The organism is Neorhizobium galegae (genome assembly GCF_017877055.1).
In the GTDB taxonomy this organism is placed as follows: Bacteria; Pseudomonadota; Alphaproteobacteria; order Rhizobiales; family Rhizobiaceae; genus Neorhizobium; species Neorhizobium galegae_D.
Genome location: NZ_JAGIPG010000002.1, coordinates 966,593 through 991,744 on the forward strand (window position 1 = coordinate 966,593; position 25,152 = coordinate 991,744).

At 62.6% G+C, this 25,152-nt stretch carries 21 protein-coding genes; 11 read left to right on the forward strand and 10 right to left on the reverse strand.

All coding sequences use genetic code 11. The features are described 5' to 3' along the window. Window positions 1-9: 9 nt before the first annotated feature. The 5 genes from J2857_RS14895 to J2857_RS14915 all read right to left on the reverse strand — a co-directional run bounded on the left by J2857_RS14895 (window position 10) and on the right by J2857_RS14915 (window position 6,704). The gene (locus J2857_RS14895) at window positions 10-3,264 is read right to left on the reverse strand and encodes a maltotransferase domain-containing protein (protein WP_210010894.1); all 3,255 of its coding nucleotides are present in this window, start codon (window positions 3,262-3,264) and stop codon (window positions 10-12) included. 255 nt (window positions 3,265-3,519) lie between these two features. Beyond that, on the reverse strand, window positions 3,520-4,497 hold the full coding sequence (locus J2857_RS14900; protein WP_210010895.1) for a Bug family tripartite tricarboxylate transporter substrate binding protein: 978 nt from the start codon (window positions 4,495-4,497) through the stop codon (window positions 3,520-3,522). 307 nt (window positions 4,498-4,804) lie between these two features. Next, complete coding sequence (locus J2857_RS14905; protein WP_210011688.1) at window positions 4,805-5,329, reverse strand: cupin; 525 nt, start codon at window positions 5,327-5,329, stop codon at window positions 4,805-4,807. 25 nt (window positions 5,330-5,354) lie between these two features. Then, complete coding sequence (locus tag J2857_RS14910) at window positions 5,355-5,648, reverse strand: DUF3175 domain-containing protein (protein WP_210010896.1); 294 nt, start codon at window positions 5,646-5,648, stop codon at window positions 5,355-5,357. A gap of 63 nt (window positions 5,649-5,711) precedes the next feature. After that, on the reverse strand, window positions 5,712-6,704 hold the full coding sequence (locus tag J2857_RS14915) for a LacI family DNA-binding transcriptional regulator (protein ID WP_210010897.1): 993 nt from the start codon (window positions 6,702-6,704) through the stop codon (window positions 5,712-5,714). Between the two features lie 215 nt (window positions 6,705-6,919). Between J2857_RS14915 and J2857_RS14920 the strand changes: the two genes are divergently transcribed. The 11 genes from J2857_RS14920 (at window position 6,920) to J2857_RS14970 (ending at window position 18,708) form a co-directional block, all read left to right on the forward strand. After that, window positions 6,920-7,708: a 6-phosphogluconolactonase gene (locus J2857_RS14920; RefSeq protein ID WP_348635679.1), complete on the forward strand. Its 789-nt coding sequence runs from the start codon at window positions 6,920-6,922 to the stop codon at window positions 7,706-7,708. Next, a complete protein-coding gene (locus J2857_RS14925; protein ID WP_210010898.1) occupies window positions 7,701-8,480 on the forward strand; it encodes a sugar isomerase domain-containing protein in 780 nt (259 codons plus the stop codon). The genes J2857_RS14920 and J2857_RS14925 overlap by 8 nt, the downstream gene beginning before the upstream one ends. Before the next feature lies 1 nt (window position 8,481). Next, window positions 8,482-9,621: an N-acetylglucosamine-6-phosphate deacetylase gene (locus J2857_RS14930; RefSeq protein ID WP_210010899.1), complete on the forward strand. Its 1,140-nt coding sequence runs from the start codon at window positions 8,482-8,484 to the stop codon at window positions 9,619-9,621. Next, window positions 9,618-10,889: a neutral/alkaline non-lysosomal ceramidase N-terminal domain-containing protein gene (locus J2857_RS14935; RefSeq protein ID WP_210010900.1), complete on the forward strand. Its 1,272-nt coding sequence runs from the start codon at window positions 9,618-9,620 to the stop codon at window positions 10,887-10,889. Before J2857_RS14930 ends, J2857_RS14935 begins: the two co-directional genes overlap by 4 nt. Before the next feature lie 88 nt (window positions 10,890-10,977). After that, window positions 10,978-12,285 (forward strand): extracellular solute-binding protein, encoded by a 1,308-nt coding sequence (locus tag J2857_RS14940; protein WP_210010901.1) that lies wholly within the window; start codon window positions 10,978-10,980, stop codon window positions 12,283-12,285. Window positions 12,286-12,405: 120 nt separating this feature from the next. Continuing rightward, complete coding sequence (locus J2857_RS14945; protein WP_210010902.1) at window positions 12,406-13,293, forward strand: carbohydrate ABC transporter permease; 888 nt, start codon at window positions 12,406-12,408, stop codon at window positions 13,291-13,293. After that, a complete protein-coding gene (locus tag J2857_RS14950; RefSeq protein WP_210010903.1) occupies window positions 13,290-14,183 on the forward strand; it encodes a carbohydrate ABC transporter permease in 894 nt (297 codons plus the stop codon). Before J2857_RS14945 ends, J2857_RS14950 begins: the two co-directional genes overlap by 4 nt. Window positions 14,184-14,185: 2 nt before the next feature. Then, window positions 14,186-15,412 (forward strand): AGE family epimerase/isomerase, encoded by a 1,227-nt coding sequence (locus tag J2857_RS14955; RefSeq protein WP_210010904.1) that lies wholly within the window; start codon window positions 14,186-14,188, stop codon window positions 15,410-15,412. Window positions 15,413-15,416: 4 nt separating this feature from the next. Further along, window positions 15,417-16,484: an ABC transporter ATP-binding protein gene (locus tag J2857_RS14960; RefSeq protein WP_210010905.1), complete on the forward strand. Its 1,068-nt coding sequence runs from the start codon at window positions 15,417-15,419 to the stop codon at window positions 16,482-16,484. 21 nt (window positions 16,485-16,505) lie between these two features. Then, window positions 16,506-17,681: a mannonate dehydratase gene (gene uxuA / locus J2857_RS14965; protein ID WP_210010906.1), complete on the forward strand. Its 1,176-nt coding sequence runs from the start codon at window positions 16,506-16,508 to the stop codon at window positions 17,679-17,681. Window positions 17,682-17,706: 25 nt separating this feature from the next. After that, a complete protein-coding gene (locus tag J2857_RS14970) occupies window positions 17,707-18,708 on the forward strand; it encodes a Gfo/Idh/MocA family protein (protein WP_210010907.1) in 1,002 nt (333 codons plus the stop codon). A gap of 6 nt (window positions 18,709-18,714) precedes the next feature. Here J2857_RS14970 and J2857_RS14975 read toward each other — a convergent pair whose 3' ends face one another. The 5 genes from J2857_RS14975 to J2857_RS14995 form a co-directional block, all read right to left on the reverse strand. Beyond that, complete coding sequence (locus tag J2857_RS14975) at window positions 18,715-19,032, reverse strand: BrnA antitoxin family protein (RefSeq protein WP_210010908.1); 318 nt, start codon at window positions 19,030-19,032, stop codon at window positions 18,715-18,717. Then, entirely contained in the window at window positions 19,029-19,277 is a 249-nt protein-coding gene (locus J2857_RS14980) for a BrnT family toxin (protein WP_210010909.1), read from the reverse strand. The genes J2857_RS14975 and J2857_RS14980 overlap by 4 nt, the downstream gene beginning before the upstream one ends. Window positions 19,278-19,366: 89 nt before the next feature. Beyond that, complete coding sequence (ribB, locus tag J2857_RS14985) at window positions 19,367-20,467, reverse strand: 3,4-dihydroxy-2-butanone-4-phosphate synthase (RefSeq protein ID WP_210010910.1); 1,101 nt, start codon at window positions 20,465-20,467, stop codon at window positions 19,367-19,369. 12 nt (window positions 20,468-20,479) lie between these two features. After that, complete coding sequence (gene aroC / locus J2857_RS14990) at window positions 20,480-21,592, reverse strand: chorismate synthase (RefSeq protein WP_210010911.1); 1,113 nt, start codon at window positions 21,590-21,592, stop codon at window positions 20,480-20,482. A 133-nt stretch (window positions 21,593-21,725) separates the two neighbouring features. Further along, window positions 21,726-24,884, reverse strand: coding sequence for a bifunctional diguanylate cyclase/phosphodiesterase (locus tag J2857_RS14995; RefSeq protein ID WP_348635680.1), 3,159 nt, complete (start codon window positions 24,882-24,884; stop codon window positions 21,726-21,728). Between the last annotated feature and the right edge of the window lie 268 nt (window positions 24,885-25,152).

A 25,152-nucleotide genomic window follows, 5' to 3' on the forward strand; every position in this document is an offset into this window, starting at 1 on the left:
CTTTCTCCCCTATCTCACGCGCCAGATCGCAAAGGGCAGGCCCCAATGGGGATCGAGCCGCAGCCTTTGCATCTTGCCGGTCCAGGTGAACTTTTGGCCGGTGATCAGGTCGTCGACGTCAAGTGCGCCATGGTCCGGGAGGTTCCATGACCAGAGCGGTATTTCGACATCCGCCTCCTGCGCATTGTGCGGATCGAGGTTGATCGCGATCAGCAGGACGTTCTCGCGACCGGCGCTCGCCTTCTCGAAGAACATGATGTTGTCGTTCCAGGCGGTGAGAAGCTGCAGGCCGAGATGCGAATGCAGCGCCGGATTCTCGCGGCGGATCCGGTTGAGCAGGGTGATCTCGCCCTTGATGTTGCCGGGACGGTCGTAGTCCCAGGCGCGGATCTCGTATTTCTCCGAATCTGCATATTCCTTGCGCTTGGCATCCGGCCGGCCCTCGCAAAGCTCGAAACCGTTATAGACACCCCAGAGACCGGATAGCGTCGCGGCAAGGGCGGCGCGGATCAGATAGGCCGGCCGCGGCGCGTTCTGCAGAAAGTCCGGATTGATGTCGTGGGTGTTGACGAAGAAATGCGGGCGGAAGAACTCCTTCGGCTCCTCGGTGGTGATCTCGCGCATATACTGCTCGAGTTCCCACTTGGCATTGCGCCAGGTGAAATAGGTATAGGACTGTGAGAAGCCGACCTTGGCGAGGCGGTACATCACTTTCGGCTTGGTGAAGGCCTCCGACAGGAAGACGACGTCCGGATGCCGCGCGCGGATATCGGCGATCAGCCACTCCCAGAACGGGAAGGGTTTCGTGTGCGGATTGTCGACGCGGAACAGTTTTACGCCGTTGTCGACCCATTTCTGAACGATGTTGCGGAGTTCCACCCAGAGCGAGGGGATCGCGTCATGGGCGTAGAAATCGACATTGACGATGTCCTCGTATTTCTTCGGCGGATTTTCCGCATACCGGATCGTCCCGTCCGGCCGCCAGTCGAACCAGCCGGGATGTGATTTCAGCCAGGGGTGATCGGGCGAGGCCTGGATCGCCAGGTCGAGCGCGATTTCAATTCCCTCGTCCTGGGCGGCGTCCACCAGCCGGCGGAAATCCTCGAACGTGCCGAGCTCCGGGTGGATCGCGTCATGACCGCCGTCCTCCGAGCCGATGGCATAAGGGCTACCAGGATCGTCCGGCGCGGGGCTCAGCGAGTTGTTCTTGCCCTTGCGGTTGGTCTTGCCGATCGGGTGGACGGGCGGGAAATAGAGAACGTCGAAACCCATGTCGCGGATGGCGGGAAGCCGCTTGATGACGTCGTCGAACGTGCCGTGCCGGTTCGGATCGCCACTCTGCGAGCGGGGAAAGATCTGGTACCAGCTGGCGAAACCGGCAGCGATACGCTCCGCATCGACCTGAATTGCCTGTGAGCGGACCTTGAACGGTCGACGATCGGCCTCCGCCATCAGATCGGCTGTCTCGGGCGCCAGCAGGATTTCCGTGCGCTGCGGGTCCTGCACCTCGGTCAGCTTGTCGAACAGCGCCTTTAGCCGCGTCTTGATCCTGCCGGACGAATAGTCCAGCGCATCGAGAACGTGGTTGATGCCTTCCTGGATTTCCAGCCGCAAATCGAGCCGCGCTTCATGCTTTTTGACGAATTCATAGCGGAAGATCGCGAAGGGATTGCGCCAGGCCTCGATCAGGAATTCGTGGCGCCCCATGCGCTTCAGCGTGAATTCCGCATTCCAGCGATCGTTCAGGACGAGCTGCATGGGCTCTTCGGTCCATTCCGTCTCGTCGGCAGCGCGCCAGAGCAGCGCCGCCGCCAGCGGATCGTGGCCGTCGCCAAAAATGTCCGCCTCGACCTTCACCGTCTCGCCAACCACCCGTTTGACCACGAAACGGCCGTCGTCGACGGACGGCGTGATCTTCTCGATCGCCAGCCGGGGCGAAGCGGTCGCCTTGTCTACCGAGGGCACCGGTGCGGCGTCGACGATCGGCACCGACGAACGGCCCTCGAAAATCCTGATCTCGCCGGGTTTCAGCTTGAGCTGCGCGGCAAAGGCTTCGCCATCCGCCTCCGGCGCTTCGAGCGGCAGGAAGGGCGCGGCCGCCTCGCGCAGCACGTTGAAGGGAGCGGCCACGGAGCGACGCAGATCCCGATTCAGAACCACGACGCGCACCTTCTGCGCCGAACGCAGGTCTTCCCGGTCGGTCTGCATCAATGCCACGGCCGGCGTCTGGCTGGTGGAGATGAGACGGAGCGGTTGGCGGGCAAAGCCGGCCGCCGTCTTGTTGGTGCCGGCGTTCACGCTCCGGATATCGGCCGAGAGATCGAATGAACCCTGCTCGCGTAGGCCTCGCAGGCCCATCCCGTCGCCAAACAGCGGGTCGAGCGGCGTGGAAGCACCGAATTCGAAGCCCATCGGGATCATCAGCCCGCTGGCGAAGGTTGCAGCGAGCTTCAGCGAGCGGATCGCCTTCCTCTGCAGCACTTCGCAACTGTCGGTACCATGGGCGATGCGTTTGCCGAAGGGCGCCTCCGGAAACGTGACCTGGTACCCGAGCTGCCGCTGGATCTGGTATTCGTCGAGGATCCAGCGCTCCTCCAGGTTCCACCAGGCAAGCGACGAGAAGCTGCCGTCGAAACCGGCCCCCTCGAGCGCCCTTCGATCCTCAAAGGAGGTGCCGGGCGTCCATGCCAGAAAGGCGGTTTCCGGCGCGGTCTTGCGGGTCGATACGATCAGGTCGTACCAGGCTTCCGGCGCCAGGCGGCCGATGCCGAGGCAGCGGAAACCGGCAATCCCGAGGCCGGTCAGCTGCGCCATCCGCTTGCGCCAATTCTCGATATGACGGGCTTCGTTCATGAAATCGATGCCGCGGCTGCAGCTTTCCCGCGGCGCGACCCGAGGATCGGCGAGGATCGGCCCGGCATGTCGTGCATCCACCGCAATTCGGTCGACGACGAGGTCGAGCATCAGCTTGACCTTGCTTTCGCGCGCGGCCTGGATCAGAGCCTTGAACCCTTCTTCGACGGAAGAGCCGATCTGAAGCTCAGGGTCGATCCGATCGAAATTCTTGGTTACGAAGACGCTTGCATTCTGACCTCGTTCGAAAAGCGGCGCCGTCAGCACGGTATCGAAACCGAGGTCCCTCGCGTGCGCAAAAACCTCCCTCCACGCGTCGAGCCCCCTCAGCATCAAGGGGTGAACGTAGTAAATCTGGGGTGGGAGTTGCGCGAGGGATGTCCCGGCGATGAATTGGGGACGCGTGTTCATGGGATTTGCCTCGCCGTCGATTAGAGCCGTCGAATTTGCGGTCTAACTGTCGAGCGGTGGGGCTGGTTCCGATAAAATTGCCCGACTCACGCGGTTTCTCACGCTTCGGGCCTGCAGCTTCGGCGAAGCTGTTGATGCAGATGATCAATCCGTAGTTGTTCCTGAGAGGCGCCTTCGCTCTATTTTCCGACAAGCTGAAACGCAAAAGGCCGGAGATCCCTCCGGCCTTCCTGATACGGTCATGCGTCTGGAAGCCTACTGCTTTTCGATCTTGCCGATCTTCGCCCACTCTTCCCAGCGCTTGGTATCCATCGTCGCATAGTCGAGGGTCGCCTTGGGGCTGTCGAGCGTCATCGGCTCGCCGCCATTGGTGCCGACGAATTTGCGGGCTTCTTCGCTGGTGGTGACCTGCGTCATCACCTTGTGCATCTTGTCGAGAATATCCTTCGGCGTCCCCTTGGGGGCGGCGAGAACCCACCAGATGCGCACATCGACATTCGGCACGCCTTCTTCCGCGAAAGTCGGGATATCCGGGACCGAGGAAATGCGCTTGGCCGTGCTGACGGCCAGCACGCGCAGCGTTCCGTCACGCGAGCGGGCAAGGCCGAAGACCGGGTCGCCGACCATGTAGTCGATCGCCCCGCTGGCAAAGTCGTTGAGCGAGTCGGCGCTGGTCTTGTAGCGCACCTGAAGCGTGTCCGGCACGCCGGTATTGGCCTTGTACATTTCGGCGAGGATGACGGACGGGAAGTTCGACGTGGCGTAGGAGCCCTTGGCGCCCTTTTCCTTCATCGCCTTGGTCAGGTCGGAAATCTTCTGGTAGGGCGACTTGGCGTTGACCAGCATCATGAACGCCTGGCTGAACACCGGCGCGACATAGTCGAAATCCTTGAGCGGATCATAGGGCGGGGCATTGAAGACGTAAGGTGCCGCGGTGAGCTGGTCGGCCGAACCGATCAGCATCGTATAGCCGTCCGGCTTGGCGTTCTTCAGCGCGACGACCGAAAGGCTTCCGAGGCCACCCGGCTTGTTGTCGACGATGACGGTCTGCTTGAGCTGTTCTTCGAGCTTCTTGGCGAAGAAGCGGGCATAGACGTCCGCGCCGCTGCCGGCCGGGAAACCGGCGATCAGTGTGATTTGCCGGCTCGGATAATCGTCGGCGGCGGTGGCTGTACCGCCCGGAATGTATGCGGAAAACACCAGCGCCAGGGCGCCTGCCAGAAATCGCTTCACTGCACTCTCCTCCTAGAGTTCAGTCCGACACCTCGCGGGCGAGGCCGGAGTGTGATGTGACGCGAGCAGTCTCCTCCCGCTCGCGCTAAAATATAAGGTAGCCATACATTTTTGAGGCCGTCAAATGCCCTAGCGGCGTGAGAGGGGCTTCCGGCTGAAATCTAATGGCCTCGATGGCCCCGCTTATGCCGCGGTGTCCCAATGCCTGATTTACGGCCGTTTTCCAGGCTTAAAACACGAGATTTCGCCACTCGAAAAGCGGGTTGAATACTGTTATTCCGCGCCCCGGCCGAGGTGTGAGGAAGCTCTACGATCGGCGGGGCGACCATGCGCGAAGAAGCGCGCCTTCGGCACCGCCCACGGGGTCGGTCTTTGGGAGCGGCAGTTTGGCGATCCTGTCGAGCTGCGCATCGCTCGCCGGCCCGGTCTGGATGTCCGCCTCCTGCCCGGGCGGGTAGGCCCCGACCACCAGGAAATCCCGGCTGGCATCGATCCGCATGTGGCCGGTGCCGGCGGGCAGGATCAGGCAGTCGCCGGCATTGACGCCGAACTCCGTGCCGCCAGGCCCGCCGATCAGCAACCGCGCCCGGCCGTCGGCAATCCCCAGCACCTCATGGGCGCCGGTGTGATAATGCTGATAGTCGAAGACGCCATTGCGCCAGATCCCCTGCCAGCCATTCTGCCGAAACCGCTCCTCGAACGTCGGCGCCATCTCGCCTTCTGCCGGGATCGCATTGCGATAGACCAGCACCGGCAGATCGGAATTGTTCGGCACCCAGTCGCTGGATTCGAAGAGAATGGTCTCGAGGGTGGTATCGGCGGTGGAGGTCATGGCGTCGAGGCTCGGCGGGGTAATCTTAATGCTTCGGTTCACGGCCGAAATCCTTGCGAAGCTCATCCTTGGCCTTCTCCAGCGTGGCGCGGCGCGATTTCGAAAGCTGGCCGCCGGCGCGGTTGATGTAGAAATTCAGCATCGACATGGCCGATCGGAAAGGGCTCGACTTGCGACGATGGCTTGCTTCGGCTGAATGCTGGAGGGAGTCGGCGATCTTTTCCGGGCTGCGCGATTTAAATACGCCATCCTTCAGGTCCATCGCATCGCTGTGTTCGGTCACGTCCTTCGACCATTTCTTCTTGTTCTTCTTGGCCATGGAAACCTCTCGGGAAAGATTGGATATCCTTCCGAACCGGCCGTTGGCGGCAAGGTTCCCAAGCTATCGCGCCGCGGTCGTAGTATTGCGCACCACGAGGTGCGTTTCCAGGACGTAACGCACGTCGCGTATGGCGCGCGACTGCAGCATGTCGAGGAGCAGCGAGACGGCCACCCGGCCCGCCTCGGTCGAGCGGTTGGAGACCGAGGTCAGGGCCGGGTAGGTGACGGCGCCGAGCACGTCGTCGCAGCCGATCAGGCTGAAATCGCCAGGCACCGAAACCCGTTTTTCGGAAAGCCCGGCCAGCACGCCCTGCGCCGTCAGGTCGTCGAAGGCGACGGCTGCCGTGGCGCCGGTGGCAAGGATCGCGCCGACCGCCTGGCGGCCGGAATTGTAGCTCGCCAGCACCGCCGGCACCGTTTCGACTACAATGCCAAGCCGTGTTGCGGCGGCCTTGATGGCGGTGCGGCGCTGTTTGTTCGACCAGGAATTCGACGGGCCGCTGACATAAACGATCCGGCGGTGCCCGAGTTGGGCGAGATGTTCGACCGCTTCCCGTACACCCGATCCGCTGTCGATCAGCACCCGAGGGATACCGTCGATATCGCGGTTGATCAGCACCAGCGGCAACAGGCCGGCATGCGCCCGGATGCGCTCGTCCGAAAGGCGCGAGGAGGCAAGCACCAGGCCCTCGACCTGGCCAGCGAACCGGCCGACCAGCTTGTCCTCCTGCTTCGGGTTCTCCTCCGTATTGCCGAGGAAGATGCAGAAATCGGACCGGTCCGCTTCCAATTGGGCAGCCTGGATCAGCGGCGGAAAGAACGGGTTGGCGATATCCGGCACGATCAGCCCGACATTGCCGTGCCGCCCGGTGCTGAGCGCCCGCGCCGTGTGGTTCGGCACGTAGCCGAGCGCTTCCGCCGCCTTCATGATCCGCGTCACGGTTTCCGGGGAGAGCATGTCCGGCCGCGTGAAGGCGCGCGAGACACTGGAACGCGCAACGCCTGCCGCATCCGCGACCTGGCTGATAGTGACGCCCTTGGTCCGCTTGATCATGGAAATTGAGAACCTGCCCGTTTGGCCTGGCACTTAGCATGAAGTTCGCAGCGCTATCAATTCTGACCCCGATCCGAGCCGAAGACTGACATTCATCCACTTGACATGCAACCGGTTGCATGGAAATCTTTCGCCAACAAGAAAAGGGGACCTGCAACGGACGCGGCGAGGCGAAGCCCGCCTGCCGACACGTCCCTGCAGACATGGAGACCGCGTTGACCATCGCCACCGCCCATCGTCCTTCGCCGGAAACGCGGCGGACCTTCGACCGCCTCTCGGTCGAAAGCTTTGCAACGCGGGCCGAGATGGGCGCCGCCGCGGCCGCCGACATTGCCGCCGCCTTGGCAGAACGCCTCGCAAGCCAGGCCGAAGTCCGGATGGTCTTTGCCGCCGCCCCCAGCCAGGCGGATATGCTGAAGGCGCTTTGTGCCGCGCCGGGCATCGACTGGGGGCGCGTCACCGCCTTCCACATGGACGAATATATCGGCCTTTCGCCATCCTCGCCCGCCCGTTTCGTCAACTGGCTGGACGAGCATGTGTTCGCCAAGTTGCCATTCGCGGCCGTGCACCGGATCACCCCGGAGCCGGATGCGGAAGCTGAAGTGCGCCGCTATTCCGACCTGCTGAACGAGGCGCCGATCGACTTCGTCTGCCTCGGCATCGGCGTCAACGGCCACATCGCCTTCAACGACCCGCCGGTCGCCGATTTCAACGATCCGCTGGACGTCAAGATCGTCGAACTGGACGATATCTGCCGCCAGCAGCAGGTCGATGACGACTGTTTCCCTGACCTCGCCTCCGTGCCCTACGAGGCGATCACGCTCACGGTGCCGCGCCTCTTGCGTGCCGACCGGCTGTTCTGCGTCGTGCCAGGTTCCATCAAGCGGGATGCCGTTTCGAAGACGCTTTACGGCCCCCTGACCACCGAATGCCCGGCCAGCGTCCTGCGCTTCCATGCCGCCTGCACCCTCTATATCGACAAGGATTCTGACCCCGATGCCTGAGACCCCCGTCATCGATGCGGATGCGCTCTGCGAAGGTTATTTCGCCTCGACTCAAGGCCTGATGCGCCGGGTCCTGGAGGAGGAAAAGGCTCCGCTCGACAAGGCGGCAGAAAAGCTCGCCGACCAGATCGCCGCCGACCGGCTGGTGCATATCTATGGCCCCGGAGGCCACTCCAATCTGGCCTCGCAGGAGGTCTTCTTCCGCGCCGGCGGGCTGATGCATATCAGCGCCATTCTCGACGAAGGAACGCTGCTCTCGAACGGCGCGCTGCGCTCCATGGCGATCGAACGCACGCCCGGTTACGGCAAGGTAGTCATCGCCAACCAGCGGCTCGGCGACACCGACCTGCTGATCCTCGTCAACGCTTACGGCATCAACGCCGCGCTGATCGATGCGGCGCTGGAAGCGAAACGCCGCGGTGCCTTCCTGATCGGGGTCAGTTCCCGCGAACACGCCTCGAAAACCTCGCCGGATCACCCGGCCCGCCATCCGACCAAACAGAACCTGCACGACATCGTCGACATTGCCATCGACTGCAAGGTGCCGATCGGCGATGCGGTCGTGACGGTCCCGGGCATGGGCGAAAACATCGCGGCGATCTCCACCTTCGCCAATGCGTTCACGCTGAATTGCATGGTCATCCGCACGGTCGCAAAACTCGTCGAGCGCGGCATCGAACCGCCGGTCTGGCGCAGCGGCAACGCACCGGGCGGCGACGAGGCGAACGGCCGCTTCATCGCCAATTTCCAGGGCCGGGTGAGGGCGCTCTAAGATGATCGTCGACGGCATCGATCCCCGCACCGGCAAAGGTATCGCGATCGACATCGCCGACGGCAAGATTGCTGCCATTCGTCCTGCTGAAAATACCAGTGCGCTTTATCTCTCCGTCGGCTTGATCGACCTGCAGGTCAACGGTTATCGAGGCTTCGACCTCAACAATGGCGAGGTTACCGCCAACATCCTCCTCTCGCTCTGCGAGGAGATGTTGAGCGTCGGCGTCACCACCTGGCTGCCGACCATCATCACGGCGTCCGAGGCCTCTATCCTTCAGGCCCTCTCCGATATCGCCAGGATCCGCGCCGGCCACCGCCTGATCGCTGAAATGGTGCCGGGCATACATGTCGAAGGCCCGTCGATCTCGGATAAGGACGGCCCTCGCGGCGCCCATCCGCTGGCTCATGTCCGCCCGCCGTCGATCGCGGAATTCGATCGCTGGCAGCAGGCATCCGGCAATCTGGTCTCGCTGGTGACGATTGCACCGGAACACCAGGGCAGCCTCGACTATATCCGGGCGCTTACCGCCCGCGGCGTCCATGTGGCGCTCGGCCATACCGCCGCGACGCCGGAGGAAATCCACGCGGCGGCGAAGGCGGGTGCGGTTCTCTCCACCCATCTCGGCAATGGTGCCGCCGCCATGCTGCCGCGCCACCCGAATTTCATCTGGGCCCAGCTTGCCGACGACCGGCTGGCGGCAAGCTTCATTGCTGATGGCTGGCACCTGCCGGCCGATGCCTTCAAGGCGATGCTGCGCGCCAAGGGCATGGATCGGGCGATACTCGTCTCCGACATGGTGGCGCTGGCCGGCATGCCGCCCGGCGTCTATGACCAGCCCGTCGGCGGTCGCGTCGAAGTGTCTCCCGAAGGCCGCATCAGCGTCGCCGGCACGCCCTACCTTGCCGGCGCAAGCCTGCCGCTCTCCGCCAATGTGGTGATCGCCGTTGATATGGCAGGCCTTCGGCTTGCCGATACGCTTCTGCTCGCCACCGCAAACCCGGGCCGCTTCGTCGGCGGGCGCGGACGGCTGGAGCTGGGCGCGCGGGCCGATCTCATCCGCTTCGAATGGCCGGACGGTGAGCGGGAATTGTATATCCGCGAAACCTGGGTCCACGGCGAAAAGGCATTTTGCGCATGATCCGGGCCGGAGCAGCCATCGTCGATATCACCCCGCCGCCGGGCCTTGCGATGTCCGGCTTTGCGGCCCGCGCGCTGCCCGCCAAGGGCGCTCATGATGCCCTCACGGTCAGGGCAGTGGTTGTCGAAGATACCGCGGTCGTCGTCGCCGATGTCATCGGCATCGATGCCGCGATCAGCGCCCGGATCCGCGGGCGCTCCGTCCTCCCGGCAGAAAACGTCGTGGTCGCAGCACTCCACAATCACGGCGGTCCGGTCTCCATGGTCGGCCGGCTCAGCATCGCCGCCGATCCGGCCTATATGGAACGGCTGGAAGACGCCTGCGTGGCCGCCATCGACAGGGCTGCGGCCGCCAGGCGCCCGGCAACGATCACTGCGGGGCAGGGAAGTGATCCGGGGATTGCGCGCAATCGGCGCCATCCGGGCGGACCCGTGGACACTTCCCTGCCGCTTCTTCGCATCCGTGACGAGAAGGGCGAAATGATTGCCGTCGCCACCGCCTATGCCTGCCATCCGGTGGTGCTGGCGGCCGACAATCTTCTCTGGACCGCAGATTATCCGCATTTCGTGCGCCAGGTGCTGGAGGAAACCTATCCCGGCGCGGTCGCCCTGTTCATGACCGGCTGCGTCGGCGACGCCAATACAGGGCATTCGGCGCATGCCTCGATCTCGGTTGCCGAAAACCCGGACCGCAGTTTTGCCGCCGCCGAACGGATCGGCCGCAAGATCGCCGAGGCGGCGCTCACCGCTGCCGAGCAGCCGGTGTCCGGGACTGTTAAAGCCCGGAACGGCACCGTTACCTTGGGTTTCGAACGTCGCGAGACGGAAGCCCCCGACGTTCTCGAAAACCGCTGGCGAGAAGAAGCTTTGACCGCCGAACCCGCCCGCAAAAGCCTGCTTGGCTATTGGGCCGATTGGGTGCGCGGCATTGCGCCCGTCGAACCTCAGCCGCTCCCCGAACGCGTCACCGTGCTCGATTGGGGCGGCGTGCCGATCATCGCTCTGCCGGGCGAGATCTTTGCGGAAACGGCGCTAGCAATCCGTGCTGCACTCGGCGCGGACAGGTTGGCCTTCGTGATCGGTTTTGCCGATGACAATCCGGGCTACATCCCACCGGCCAGCGAATTCCAGTTCGGCGGCTACGAAGTCGATGAGGCGCATCGCTATTACGGCCTGGCCGCCACCTTCGCGCCGGGCTCGGCGGAAACGCTCGCGGCCTGCGCCATCAGGCTCGCGGATGAGACCTCAGGCGGAGGCAAGGCCGCATGAACAGTCGGGCTACCACAAACGATCCGATGCTTGACACGCAACCGGTTGCATGAGAGCTTTTTGTTAACAACAACAAGGGAACAGGGACATGAAAAACAGATCAGTCAAGACTAGGATTTCGACCCGCGCGCTGCTGATGAGCGCGGCATTCGGCGCAGCCCTTCTCTCCGGCGTTTCCACGGCCTCGGCTGAAACGCTGACGGTCTGGAGCGGTTATCCGGAAATGGCGCCGTTCTACGAACATGTCGCCCAGGGCATGAAGGCCGCCTATCCGAAACTCGACGTGAAGGTCGAGGCGATCGCCCTTCGCGAGCACGAAAAGCGCGTCGCGCTCGGCCTCACCGGCGGCCAGGACGGCACGACGGTCATCGAGCTTTCCGGCTCCACCGCCACCCGCTATCTTGAAAACGATCTTCTGCCGGAAGCGCCGGCCGATATCTCGACCTTCGTCAAGGACCCGAAGAATTTCGACAAGTTCTTCAGCGATACCGCGGGCCAGGGCGGCAAGATCTACGGCGTGCCGCTCTTCCGCGGCCAGGGCGCCCTCTATTATAACACCGACATGTTCAAGGCTGCGGGACTGACGACCGCGCCGAAGACCATGGAGGAATATTCGACCTATGCCGAGAAGCTGACCAAGCGCGACGCATCCGGCAAGGCGACCGTCTCCGGCTGGAGCATGCGTCTCTCGGGCGGTGGCCAGGGCATTGCGGAGAAATTCTGGATCAACATGCATCAATACGGCGGCGCGATCCTCGTTCCCGCCGGCGACGGCAAGTGGAAGCCCAATTTCGCCAATGAAGCTGGTCGCAAGGCGCTGAAACAGTATCTCACCAACATCTTCACCACCAAGACGGTCACCCCGGAAATGCCGGCGGACGCCGATGCCTTCGAGCGCGGCCAGACCGCCATGTTCATCCGCGAATCTTGGGTGATCGGCGACATCGCCAAGAAGGCGCCGGATCTGAAATACGCCACCGCGCCGCTGCCGAAGGGTTCGATCGCGCTGCCCACCAACCTCTACGTCGCCGGCAAGGGCGCCGATGCCAAGGTCGGCTGGGAATTCGCCAAGGCTGCCAATTCGCCGGAAAATCTCGTCTGGCTGCTCCAGAACGTCGGCTGGCTGCCGAACCGTTCCGGCGTCGATTATTCGGCCGTGACCTCCAAGCAGCCCGCGTTTGCCGCCTTCGTCGATTATCCGAAGGGTTACGAGTTCTTCACGCTGCCGTCGATCGGCCCGATCGAAGAGATACTGACCCGCGTTGCCGCCCAGCTCGTCGTCGCCTTCGGTGACGCCTCGCTTGCCGGCGACGATGCCAAGATCGACGCCTTCCTCAAGAAGGCCAGCGACGAAGTGAACACCATCCTCGCCCGCGAAGGCCTGGCTGCGAAATAATCGCCGCCACGACTCGCCATTCGCATGGGCCCGGAGCATCATTGCTCCGGGCACTTAAAACGGGGATCCTGGGTCCGACCCGCGCCGCGGCCGAACCCTGCTGTCTACAGGCCAAACTTTATGCTGAAGCGCAAAAGATGGATTTTTGCGATCCTTGCGATTTTGCCGACCCTGGCAATCTTTGCCTATGTCCGGCTTTATCCGATCGTCGACACGCTGAGGCTCAGCCTTTTCAAGTGGGACATCCTGTCGAAGAACAAGCCCTTCGTCGGCCTCGCCAATTTCCGCGAGCTGATGGACGACCACCTGTTCCTCGATGCGCTGGTCAATACCACGATCATCGCCTTCGGCGTGCTGGTCCTCACCATTCCGATGGCCCTGATCATCGCCGCTCTGATCTTCCACCGCACCCGCTCGCGGATGGCCGGTTTCTACGAGACCGCGATTTTCATTCCGCATGTCGTCTCGCTGGTTCCCGCCGCCATGGCTTGGAAGTGGATTTTTGACGCTCGTCTCGGCCCGCTGAATGCGCTCCTGACCTTTTTCGGCATCCCGGCGCAATCCTGGCTCTTTGATCCCGTGCTGTCGGTCATCTGCATCATTGTTCTCTGCTCCTGGCAGGCGCTGGGTTATGCGGTGCTGATCTATATCGTCGGTTTCAAGAACCTGCCGGTCTCGCTTTATGAAGCGGCCAAGCTGGACGGCGCCTCCGGCCCGCAAAGCTTCTGGTACCTGTCGATCCCGATGCTGAAACCCATCACCCTCTACGTCTCGGTCGTGACGCTGGTCTCCGGCTTCAATGTCTACGCTCAGGCCTTCGTCCTGGCGTCCGATGCGCAGGGCGCGCCCGGAAGGCAGGTGCGCGTTCTGGTTCTCGACATGCTGGAAAACAGCTTTCGCAATTATCGCGTCGGTTATGCGGCCTCCGAAGCCGTCGTCCTTCTGGTCATCGTTCTGGCGCTGACGCTCATCCAGTTCTCGATGCTACGGGAAAGGGGCAAGGCATGACGACCAATTCCGCGAACTATATCGAGCCCACCACCGAAGAGCTTTCCGAGGGCGTGCGCCTGCGCCGCAAGAAGCGCGCAATCAACTTCGCGATCGACGTATTCCTGGTCGTCGTTTCGATCCTGATGCTCCTGCCGCTGGTCTTCCTGGTGGCCAATGCCTTCAAGACGCCGGCGGAAATGCTGAGCTGGCCGCCGACCATCATCCCGCGCGACCCGACGATCGCCAATTTCTCTGCCGTGCTCGGCGAAACGCCGCTGCTGCGCTGGATCGGCAACAGCATCGCCTTTGCCGTCATGTCGACGATCGCGATCGTCGCCACCTCGGCGATCGCCGGTTACATCTTCGGAAAATTCCGCTTCCGGACACTGAACATCCTCTTCGCGCTCTTCCTCGCAACCGCCATCGTGCCGTTCGAGGTCTACATGATCCCGCTCTATTTCCAGGCAAAGAGCCTCGGCATCCTCAATTCCGTCTGGGGCCTGCTGCTCGGTTATCTGGTGATGAGTTTCGGCATCTTCCTGATCCGCCAGAATGTCATTCACTCGATCCCCGACGAACTGCTGGAAGCCGCCCGCATCGACGGCGCCGGCGAGTTCTGGATTTTCCTGCACATCGTCCTGCCGCTGCTGCGCGGTGCGCTTGGCGCGCTCGCCGTGCTCGCCTTCTTCCAGGCCTGGACCGCCTTCGCCTGGCCGATGATCGTCGCGACGACCCGTACCAGCTATACGATCGAGGTCGGGCTGGCGCTGTTCCAGACCGGCTTCACGGTCGATCTCGGTCGCCTCAGTGCCGCCTCCGCCACAGTCCTCATTCCATCCATCCTGCTCTTCGTCATCCTTCGCCGCAATTTCGTGCAGGGCGTCGCCAGCACCGGCCTCAAGGAGTGACGATGGATTTCTTTGAAGAAGCCCGCACCACCTATGCCGCAGCCAATGCCGGTACCCTCTATTGGATACTGCAGCGGCCGATGCTCGGCGGCGGGTTTTTGAACACCAAGCAGAACAGCCTGACGCTGAAGGATTACGACGCCGGGGACGGCGTGCGCGGCCCGAATTACACCTATGGCTGGATTCAGGGGCGGGGGCTCGAAGCCCTCGTCGGACACGCGGAGTTCTTTGGGCACGAGCTGCCGCCTCTGGCCGAAAAGCTCGATGCCGCCGCCCACCGGCTATACGACCTGCTGGCAGGCCTGCAGAAGCCGGATGGTCACGCCTATTTCTGCTACGACCGTGACATGAGGGCCGTTTATGCCGACCAGTCCAACGTCGTCCACGCTCAGGAAAAGCCGGCGCTGATCTACACCTATTCCGATGCCTTCGTGGCCAAGGGGCTGGTGGCCGCTGCAAGCCGCTATGGCCTGCCGGATATCCTCGATCACCTCGCCTATTTCGACCGTGTGATCACTGCCATCGAAACCGGCCGTTTCCAGATGGACGAACGCCGGCCCCTCTCGCTCGACAGCCTCGCCGCCCAGGCCGACGATTTCGGCCCACACATGATCCTGCTTGGCGCCGCCGGCATGCTGAAACGCGCCGGCCACACTGCGCATCTCGCCTTTGCCGACCGCTTCATCGCCCATGTCATCGACAGGCATTACGACGCCGCGACTGGCCTCCTCCGCAACGTGCCCGGCGAGGACAGCTGCAATGTCGGCCATGGCATCGAGTTCGTCGGCTTCGCGCTCGACTATCTCGATGACACCGCCGATCCGGCATTGATCGACAAACTGGAACGCATTCTCGTTTCATCCTTCGACAAGGGCTTCGTCGGTCCGGGCATCACGCTCACCGTGTCAATCAAGACCGGCGAGGCACAGAGCCCCTATTGCCCCTGGTGGTCGCTGCCGGAAACCATCCGCTCGGCGGCTCTCGCCCACGAGCGCACCGGCAGTGCCGAGAGCCTGGGCGTCTGGAAGACCGCCCACGCCGCCTTCTTCGGGCGCTACTGGCGCGGCACACCGCCGATCGCCTACCAGACCATGACGAAGGACGGCCCCGTCGATTTCGTGCCCGCCACGCCGGATCTCGATCCCGGCTACCACACCGGCCTCAGCCTGCTCGCAGCCGTTAACGCCGCAGACCGGCTGAAGCCCCAAACTCGAACAGTTTCAGGATAAATACATGGCTTCCGTTGAAATCCAGAACGTCCGCAAGGCTTATGGCGACGTCGAGACCATCAAGGGCGTGTGGGTCGATGTGCCGGATGGCGCTTTCGTCGTCCTAGTCGGCCCCTCCGGCTGCGGCAAGTCCACGCTGCTGCGGATGATCGCGGGGCTCGAAGATATCTCCGGCGGCACGATCCGTATCGATGGCCGCGTCATCAACGAGGTCGAGCCGAAGAACCGCGATATCGCCATGGTCTTCCAGAACTATGCGCTCTACCCGCATATGACGATCGCCGAGAACATGGGTTTTTCCTTGCGGCTCGCCAAGAAATCCAAGGAGGAGATTGCCGAGCGGGTCAACGACGCGGCGCGCATCCTGGGGCTTACCGATTATCTCAAGCGCTACCCGAAACAGCTCTCCGGCGGCCAGCGCCAGCGCGTCGCCATGGGCCGCGCCATCGTCCGCAACCCCAAGGTTTTCCTGTTCGACGAACCGCTGTCGAACCTCGACGCCAAGCTGCGCGTGCAGATGCGCGCCGAGCTGAAGGACATCCACGCCCGCATCAAGACGACCACCGTCTACGTCACCCACGACCAGATCGAGGCGATGACCATGGCCGACCGGATCGTGGTGATGCGGGACGGCATCGTCGAACAGGTCGGCGCTCCGCTGGAGCTTTACGACAAGCCGGTCAACACCTTCGTCGCCAGCTTCATCGGCTCGCCTTCGATGAATTTCCTCTCCGGCAAGGTGGCCGAGGATCGTAAGTCCGTGCTGACCGAAAATGGCGTCCGCCTGCCGCTCGGCCCGGAGGCTTCCGCTTCCCCCGGCACCGCTGTCACTTACGGCATCCGTCCCGAACATCTGGCGATTGCCGCCGGCAACGAGGGCATCCCGATAACGGTGACCAATATCGAGCCAACCGGCTCGGAGACCTTCGTCCAAGGCACCGTCGACGGTCAGAAGTTCTCAGCGCAGCTGCGCGAGCGACTTTTCATCAAGACCGGCGAAGTGCTCAATCTGGCGCTCGCGCCCACCAACAGCCATGTCTTCGATGCCGCCACCGGCATGCGGCTCGGCTGATATCGATAAGGTACAACGACAATGGAACAGACTTGGCGCTGGTTCGGACCGGACGACACGGTCAAGCTTTCGCATGTGAAACAGGCCGGCGCGACCGGCATCGTCAGCGCGCTGCATCATGTCAACGACGGCCGTATCTGGCCGGACGACGAGATTTTAAAGCGCAAGGCGATCATCGAGGCGGCCGGGCTCACCTGGTCGGTAGTGGAAAGCATCATCGTCCACGAGGACATCAAGACCCGAACCGGCCGTTACCGCGAGCTGATCGACAACTACAAGGCCTCGATCCGCGCGGTCGCCAAGGCCGGCGTCAGGACGGTCTGCTACAATTTCATGGCGATCACCGACTGGACGCGCACCGATCTCGAATACGAGATGCCGCATGGCGGCACCGCGCTGCGTTTCGATATCGTCGAATTCTGCGCTTATGACGTGTTCATCCTGAAGCGCCCCGGCGCCGAGGCAGATCATCCTTCCGACCGTATCGCCAGGGCCGAAGCGTGGCTGAAGACGGCGAGCGACAGCGATCTCGCCCGGCTGGAACGCAACCTGATTGAATGGGTGCCCGCCCGCGAATTCGTCTACGACCGGCAGAGCCTCAGCCGCATGCTGGACATCTACAAGGAACTGTCGGAGAGCGGTTTCCGCGAAAACCTCTTCACATTCCTGAACGAGATCATCCCGGTCGCCGAAGAGGCGGGTGTCAGGATGGCGATCCATCCGGACGATCCGCCATTCCCGCTGTTCGGCCTGCCGCGCGTCGTCTGCAAGGCTTCCGATGCACGCGCGCTGCTCGCGGCGGTGAAGTCGCCCTCGAACGGCATCACGCTCTGCACCGGCTCCTACGGCGCCAATCCCGAGAACGATCTCGTCGCGATGGCGAAGGAATTCGCCTCCGATATCCATTTCGCCCACCTGCGCAACGTCACCAAGGAAGGCGACGGTTCCTTCCACGAAGCCGAGCATCTGGAGGGCGACACGGACATGGTGCGCGTGGTGATGGCGTTGATGGCCGAGGAAAAGCGTCGCAAGGCGGAAGGCCGCGCGGACTGGCAGATCCCGATGCGCCCGGACCACGGCCATGCGATCGTCGACGACATAGGCAAGAAGGTCAATCCCGGCTATTCCTGCATCGGACGGCTGAAGGGTCTGGCGGAACTGCGCGGTATCATGCGTACGCTTGAAGTTCTCGGCTGACAACAGATCCTGGGGGAGGGGGACGATGACGAAACTGAAAGTGGCGATGATCGGGCTTGGCATGGCGGCGGGGCACCATGCCCGCGCCCTTCTGGAGCTTTCCGACCGGATCGAATGCGTCGCGGCCTTCAGCCAGACCGCCGCCCGGCGCGAGGCATTCGCGGCAGAATACCCGATCCCCGTGACCGGCGATCTCGATGCGATCTTCGCGGACAAGGCGATCGAGGCGGTGCTGATCCTCACCCCGCCGAGCAGCCACCTGGAACTCGTCCAGCGATGTGCCACGGCGAAAAAGCATATACTATTGGAAAAGCCGCTCGATATTTCCTTCGAGCGCTCCGAGGCCATCGTCCGCGCCGCGAAGCAAGCGGGCGTGCTGCTGGCCATGGTGCTGCAGAACCGTTTTCGCTTGGCGGCGCTGAAACTCGACGAGATCGTCAGATCCGGGCGACTGGGCCAGCTGATCGAGGCATCCGCCGCGATCCGCAACTGGCGCCCGCAGAGCTATTACGACGTCGAGGGCCGAGGCACGATGGCACGCGACGGCGGCGGCGTGCTGCTGACCCAGGGCATCCACACGATCGACCTGCTGCTGAGCTTCGCCGGCACGCCGAAAGACGTCTCGGCCTTCGTCCGCACCAGCCCGATCCATTCGATGGAAACCGAGGATCTGGTGACGGCGACCTTCGCCTACGAAAACGGCGCGATAGGCACCCTGAACGCCACCACCTGCGCCTATCCTGGCCTTCCCGAACGCATCGAGCTGCTCGGTACCAAAGGCACTGCCGTCTTTACCGGCGACACGCTCAACGCAGCCTTCATGGACGGAACCAGCGTTATCGAGGGCGGCGAAAAATCCGGCAGCGGGGCCGGGGCCAATCCGATGGCTTTCGGCCACGAAATGCATCGCGCTTTGATGGAGAACTTCGTGGATGCGATCCGCAACGGCGCGCCGTTGCGCGTCACTGGCGAGGACGCGCTCAAGGCTCACCGCTTCATCGCGGAAATCCTCGCTGCCAGCCGGTAGGCCGCCTCAGAGCCCCGCGGCCTTGCGCAGTTCCTCGGCCATCTTGGCCCGCCAGTCCTTGCCGGACGCCTTGAATTTTTCGAGCACATCCGGATCGAGCCTGAGGGTTACAGCTACCTTGGGCGCCTCAAGCTTCGGGCGACCACGGGCAGCGATGGCCTGTTCCATTTTCGCCGCGATCTCCGGGAAGACTTCCCGGAACGGTCGCGCACTTCTCAGCTCCTCCTCGGTCCAGGGAGGATTGTCCGAGACTTCGTCCCAGTCCTCCTTGGTGTAACCACGGCCAGGGCGGAATTCTTTCTGTTTCTGGGCCTTGATGTTCATTGGAGAAGCCTCCTCTCATCCTTTCGGGCGGGGCGCATCGAAATGACAGAAAGCGCTTCCGAGCCGAGTTTCACGAAGATCGCCGCGACCGCGCCGTCTTTCAGGCGCCCGATGGCTTTCATCCGGCCATTTCTTGCAGGCACAATGGCTGAGGTCAGAAAGAACTCGAAATAAAGACCAGCGAAATCGAGATTATGCTTCTCGATATTCGCCAGCCGTTTCGTCTCGTCCCAAATGATCTTCAATTATTATCCGTACACGAAAAATCGCCGCCCGACAACGAGCGACGATGGAACGGTCCGAAACCTTCTGCAACCCTAAGGATTGAGGGCGATCAGCAGATCACCGTCTCGGCGATCTTGATGCCGAAACCTTCGAGGCCGACATAGTGGCGCTCGCTGCGGGTCAATAGCTTGATCGAGGTGACGCCAAGGTCCTTGAGGATCTGCGCGCCAAGGCCGATTTCCAGCCATTCGCTCTCGCGGGCCTGGGCCTCGGCATGGCCCTCCTGGTCCTGGCGCAGCTTGCGGCCATGATCCTTCTGGCCGACGCCGACCGAACCCTCGCGAAGGTAGATAATTACGCCGCGACCCTCTTCCTCGATCTTCGCCATGTAGCGATCGACCGAGCGCTGCGTGCCGAATACATCGCGGGTGACGTTTTCGAGGTGCAGGCGGACCGGAATATCGACGCCATCACGGATGTCGCCGAAGATCACGGCCACGTGCTGCATCGGGTCCCAGGGCAGCGAATAGGCATGTGCTCTCGCCTTGCCGTGCGGCGTCTCCACGTCGAACGCCGTCTGCAGCTCGATCAGCGTTTCCTTGCGTTGCCGATAGGCGATCAGGTCGGCGACGGAAACCTGCTTCAGGCCATGCTTGGCGGCAAAGTCGGTAACCTGCTGGCCGCGCGTCACCGTGCCGTCGTCGTTGACCAGTTCGCAGATGACGCCGATCGGCGGAAGGCCGGCGAGCCTGCAGAGGTCGACGGCCGCTTCCGTATGGCCGGAGCGCATCAAGACGCCGCCTTCGCGGGCGATCAGCGGGAAGATATGGCCGGGCCGCACGAAATCGCTCGGGCCTACATTCGGATTGGCGAGGTTGCGGACGGTAAGCGTCCGGTCCTCGGCGGAAATGCCGGTCGTGGTGCCGTGCTTGAAATCGACGGTGACGGTGAAGGCCGTCGTGTGTGCGCTGTCGTTTTCCGCCACCATGGCGTTGAGGTTGAGCCGCTTGGCCTCCTCGCGCGGCATCGGGGCGCAGACGATGCCGGACGTATGGCGCACGATGAAGGCCATCTTGTCCGGCGTGCAGTGGACGGCGGCGACGATCAGGTCGCCTTCGTTCTCACGGTCGTCGTCATCGGTGACGACGACGATTTCGCCGGCTTCGAAGGCGCGGAGGGCGTCGACGACGCGCTTCTGATCATAGGCCATGGATGTCGTTTCCTAGAGATGTCGGCCGGAGTGACTGTGGCCAGTCTGAGCCCGGTCTCGGAGATAATGATCGGCAATCGCGCATGCAACCATCGCTTCGCCGATCGGTACGGCGCGGATGCCGACGCAAGGGTCGTGGCGGCCCTTGGTGCGCACCTCGACATTGTTGCCGTCGACGTCGATCGAACGCTGCTCGGTGAGAATGGATGAGGTCGGCTTGATCGCAAATCGGGCGACCACCGCCTCGCCGGTCGAGATGCCGCCGAGAACGCCGCCTGCATGGTTGGAAAGGAAGATGCGCTTGCCGTCATTACCCATGCGCATCTCGTCGGCATCTTCCTCGCCGGAAAGCTCCGCGACGCCGAAGCCGTCGCCGATCTCTACGCCCTTGACGGCGTTGATCGACATCAGCAGACCGGCGATATCCTGGTCGAGTTTGCCATAGACCGGCGCGCCGAGGCCGGCGGGAACGCCTTCTGCGATTACCTCGACGACGGCGCCGATCGAGGAGCCGGCCTTGCGGATGCCGTCGAGATAGTCTTCCCAGACGGGCACCATCGCCGCATCCGGGCAGAAGAACGGGTTCTGGCTGACCTGATCCCAATCCCAGTTGGCGCGGTCTATTTTATGCTTGCCGATCTGGATCAGCGCGGCGCGGACGTTCAAGCCCGGCACGACTTTGCGGGCAAGCGCCCCGGCGGCGACACGGGCCGCCGTTTCTCGGGCGGAGGAGCGACCGCCGCCGCGATAGTCGCGGATGCCGTATTTGACGTCATAGGTATAGTCCGCGTGGCCGGGGCGGTAGCGGCGGGCGATCTCGCCGTAATCCTTGGAGCGCTGGTCGGTATTCTCGATCAGCATGGAGATCGGCGTGCCGGTCGAGATCATCGTCTCGCCGTCGGCATCCATCATCACGCCGGAGAGCACCTTGACGATGTCGTCCTCGCGCCGCTGCGTCACGAACCGCGACTGGCCGGGCTTGCGCTTGTCCATCCAGGCCTGGATTTCCGCAAGCGTGAAGCGGATGCCGGGCGGGCAGCCATCGACGATGCAGCCGAGTGCCGGACCATGACTTTCACCCCAGGTGGTGATGCGGAAAAGATGACCGAACGTGTTGTGCGACATGGCGTGACAAGACCAGCTGTGGCGGAGTTGGCCTTCCGCCAACTACTGACGCGGCTGTCATATGGAAAAGGTTGCCGGGCGACAAGTCTTTCTTGGCGGAACGGTCGCGCCGGAATGGTGAACAATGCCGGCCCTAGGCGGCCTTGCGCCAGCCAGCATGCGCAGCCTGGGTGAAATCGTTGAAGGAAAGCGGCCGGGCGAAGGCGTAACCCTGCAAGAGATCGCAGCCGAGTTCGCGCAAAAGGCTCGCATGCTGCATGGTCTCGACCCCTTCCGCCACGGTTTCCACGCCGAGCGAACGGGCGATGTCGATGATCGAGCGCACCAGCGCCCGTTCCTGCGGCGAGGTCAGGATCGGCATGACGAGCTGGCGGTCGATCTTCAGCCGTTTCGGCTTCAGCTTCAGAAGGCTGACGATCGAGGTATGGCCGGTGCCGAAATCGTCGATCTCGATATCGATGCCGAGCTCCTTGATCCGCTCGAGATTGCCGGCCGCCGATGCTTCGCTCTCGTCGAGGAAAATCGATTCCACCAGCTCGAACGAGATTTCGCCGGGCGTGATCGCCAGCGTCTGCAGCGTGTCGATCAGCGTCTCGTCATGCAGGCGCTTCGCAGAGACGTTGACGGACACTTTCGGCACTCGAATGCCGAGTGCCGCCCAGCGCATCTTGTCCTTCAGCACCGTCTGGAGCACGATATGGTCGAGCGCGGCGGACACATTGAGGTCTTCGGCGATCTTCAGGAACCGATCGGGCGCGAGAATTCCGTGATGCGGATGGTTCCAGCGGATCAGAGCCTCGACGCCGGTCAGCTGGTTGGTGCGGGCATCGAACTGCGGCTGGTAGAAGGTGATGAATTCGTCATTGTCGATGCCGGCCAGCACCTCGTCGGCGGTGCGCTTGTGGCTGACGATCTCGGCCTGCAGGTTCTGCGTGAAGAACTCGTGTCGGTTGCGGCCCATGCCTTTCGCCCGGTAGAGCGCGATATCGGCGTTGACGAGCGTGCGGCGGGCATCGACATTCATGCCGCTTGCCTGGGCGATGCCGATGGATACGCCGCAGCGGCAGGCGAAACCTTCGAAATCGGTCGGCTGGTGGAATTCCGCGATGATGCGCTGGGCGAGCTGGCCTATCTCTTCGGCGCTGGAATTGCCGGTGGCGAGAATCACGAATTCGTCGCCGCCGATACGTGCGACGATATCGCTGCCGCGGACGTTGCGGGATAGGATGCGCGAGGCGTGCACGAGCATCGCGTCGCCCGCCGCATGGCCGAGCGTGTCGTTGATCTGCTTGAAGCGGTCGAGATCGAGATGCAAGATCGAGAACTTCTGGCGCTCGGTATGGCTGGAGCGCGACAGCCGGTCGAGTTCCATATCCAGCTTGCGGCGGTTGGCCAGCAGTGTCAGCGGGTCATGCAGGGAATTATGCTCGATCCGGCTTTTGGCGAGTTCGAGTTCTGCGTTCTTGGCATCAGCCTCGTCCTTGGCGGCCTTCAACTCGCGCGTCAGAATAGCGTCCTGGGTGACGTCGAAGGCGATGCCCACCACCTTTTTGGATCCGTCGCGCGCCTTATGCATCTTGCCGACGGAGCGGATGTAGCGGATCGAGCCATCCGCCTGGGGCACGCGCACGACCAGCGCATCCGGCCGGAAGTTCTCCGTGAAATGATAGGAGCTGAGTTTGGCGAGCTCCCGGTCGTCGGGATGGATGAGTTCGATCCAGTCATCGACCCGGACGAAGCCGTCGGTGAAGGGGATGCCGTGCAGCTGGCACATGCGGGCATCCCAGGTATCGACCCGGGTTGCCGGATTCGATTCCCAGATGCCGCAATTATAGGAGTCGAGCGCAAGGTCGAGCTTGGTCGACAGCTCTTCCAGGTCCTGCTCCCGGTTCGACAATTCATCGAGCGCAAGCTCCAGCTCGGCATTCTTGATGTCGGTATTTTCCTTGGCGTTGCGCAGCGTCTGCGTCATCACCACATCGCCGGTAACATCCCAGACGATGCCGGTGGTCCGCAGGGTGCCGTCGGCGTTGCGATAGTTCGCACCCGCGGACCTCAGATATCGCAGCGTGCCGTCCGGCAACTGCACCCGATAGGTCTCGGTGCAAGGCGTTTTGCTGGAGGCGCAGTCAACGAAGTGTGTCTCGGCCGCCGTCCGGTCGGGCGGATAGATCGATCCCAGCCAGTCGTAGAGACGATTGCCTTCGCTGGCCGCGGGCTTGTCGTGCAGCCCGGCGGCGCGGCTGTCCCAGAACAGACTGTTGCTGTTGCCCGTCACCTCCCAGATGCCGATATTGGAGGCTTCCATGGCAAGGTTGAAGCGTTGTGACAGCTCGATGAGATTGAGTTCACGCGCTTTCAATGCATCGATATTGCGGTTGCGCTCCGAGATCAGCGAGGTGGCGATGAAGATCGGCACGATCACCGCGAGTGCGGCAATCACGATGGCGAGGCGGATCCCGAGCTGACTGGGTGGCACGATGTCCCAGCCGGAACGAGGAGCGGCGAGGAGCGTCCAGTTGGCGCCGCCGACAGGCACCGTCCATTTCATTGGAGACTGGTCCTCGATGGAGTCATTGCCGAAGAAGGCGAAATATTCCGGCCTGTCCACGTCCCGTAAAACGACGTTCAGCCACTCGAGATTGATCAGGTTCGGTTTCGTCGCTGTCGCGGGGGAGAAGGTGACGCCGGACGCCTCCATCAGGCCCTGCTTGTCGATCAGCACGGCGATGGCGCCCCAGAGGTCGGTGCCGTCCTCTTCCTTCGGCACCGGCACGACCAAGGTCAGGTGTTCCTCCTGGCTGCCGCTCAGCAGTGATACACGGTTGCGGCCGCTAACGGATTTCAGGTCGTTTGCAAGGCGCGGGATATCAATCTCGCCGACCTTGCCTGGCGTACCACCGGCAATGCCGTCGCGCGTGATCAACTGGGCAAACTCAAAATTGGGCGCGACCGCGACGGCGGAAAAATGGGTTCCCTCGCCAAGTTCCTTGTCAACGTAGTGCTTGAACTCAGCCGTTGAGCCCTCCGCGTCTTCCCTCAGGGCGTGAACCAGATGGGCAGCGGCAGCGGTGTCGGTCTCCACGCGTGCAATGAGGCGCCGCGCCAACAGGCCGGCAACTTTTTCCGTCGTCGTTCGAAGTTCGCTGCGAAAGCCTTCGCTATAACGTTGGTCGACGATCACGCCGATCAATATTACCGTAAAGGCGATGACGAATGCGATTGCCGTCGGGGCCTTGGTGCTGCGCGCGAGGCGCAGTGATTTGGAACCGGACGACGGCCAGAATTTCACGAGCGCAAACCTTCTCATTAACCTCTGTGGCATGATCGAACAGCCTATGGGGCGGGGGTTAATTTACGCTTTCACCATACCCTACAAACTTTGGCGCGATTTATTGTACGAATACTTTGAATGGTTTGCGGACGTGACCGGTTTGATCGCCACGCGGCCTCCGCGTCTTGGAAAAGCGTTAACTATCAGCTGATTACTTATACGGAAAATGTCATGGTGCCGGGCGATTTTCGCCACAATCAGGAGGCTATCTGTGCGTCGAAACGAG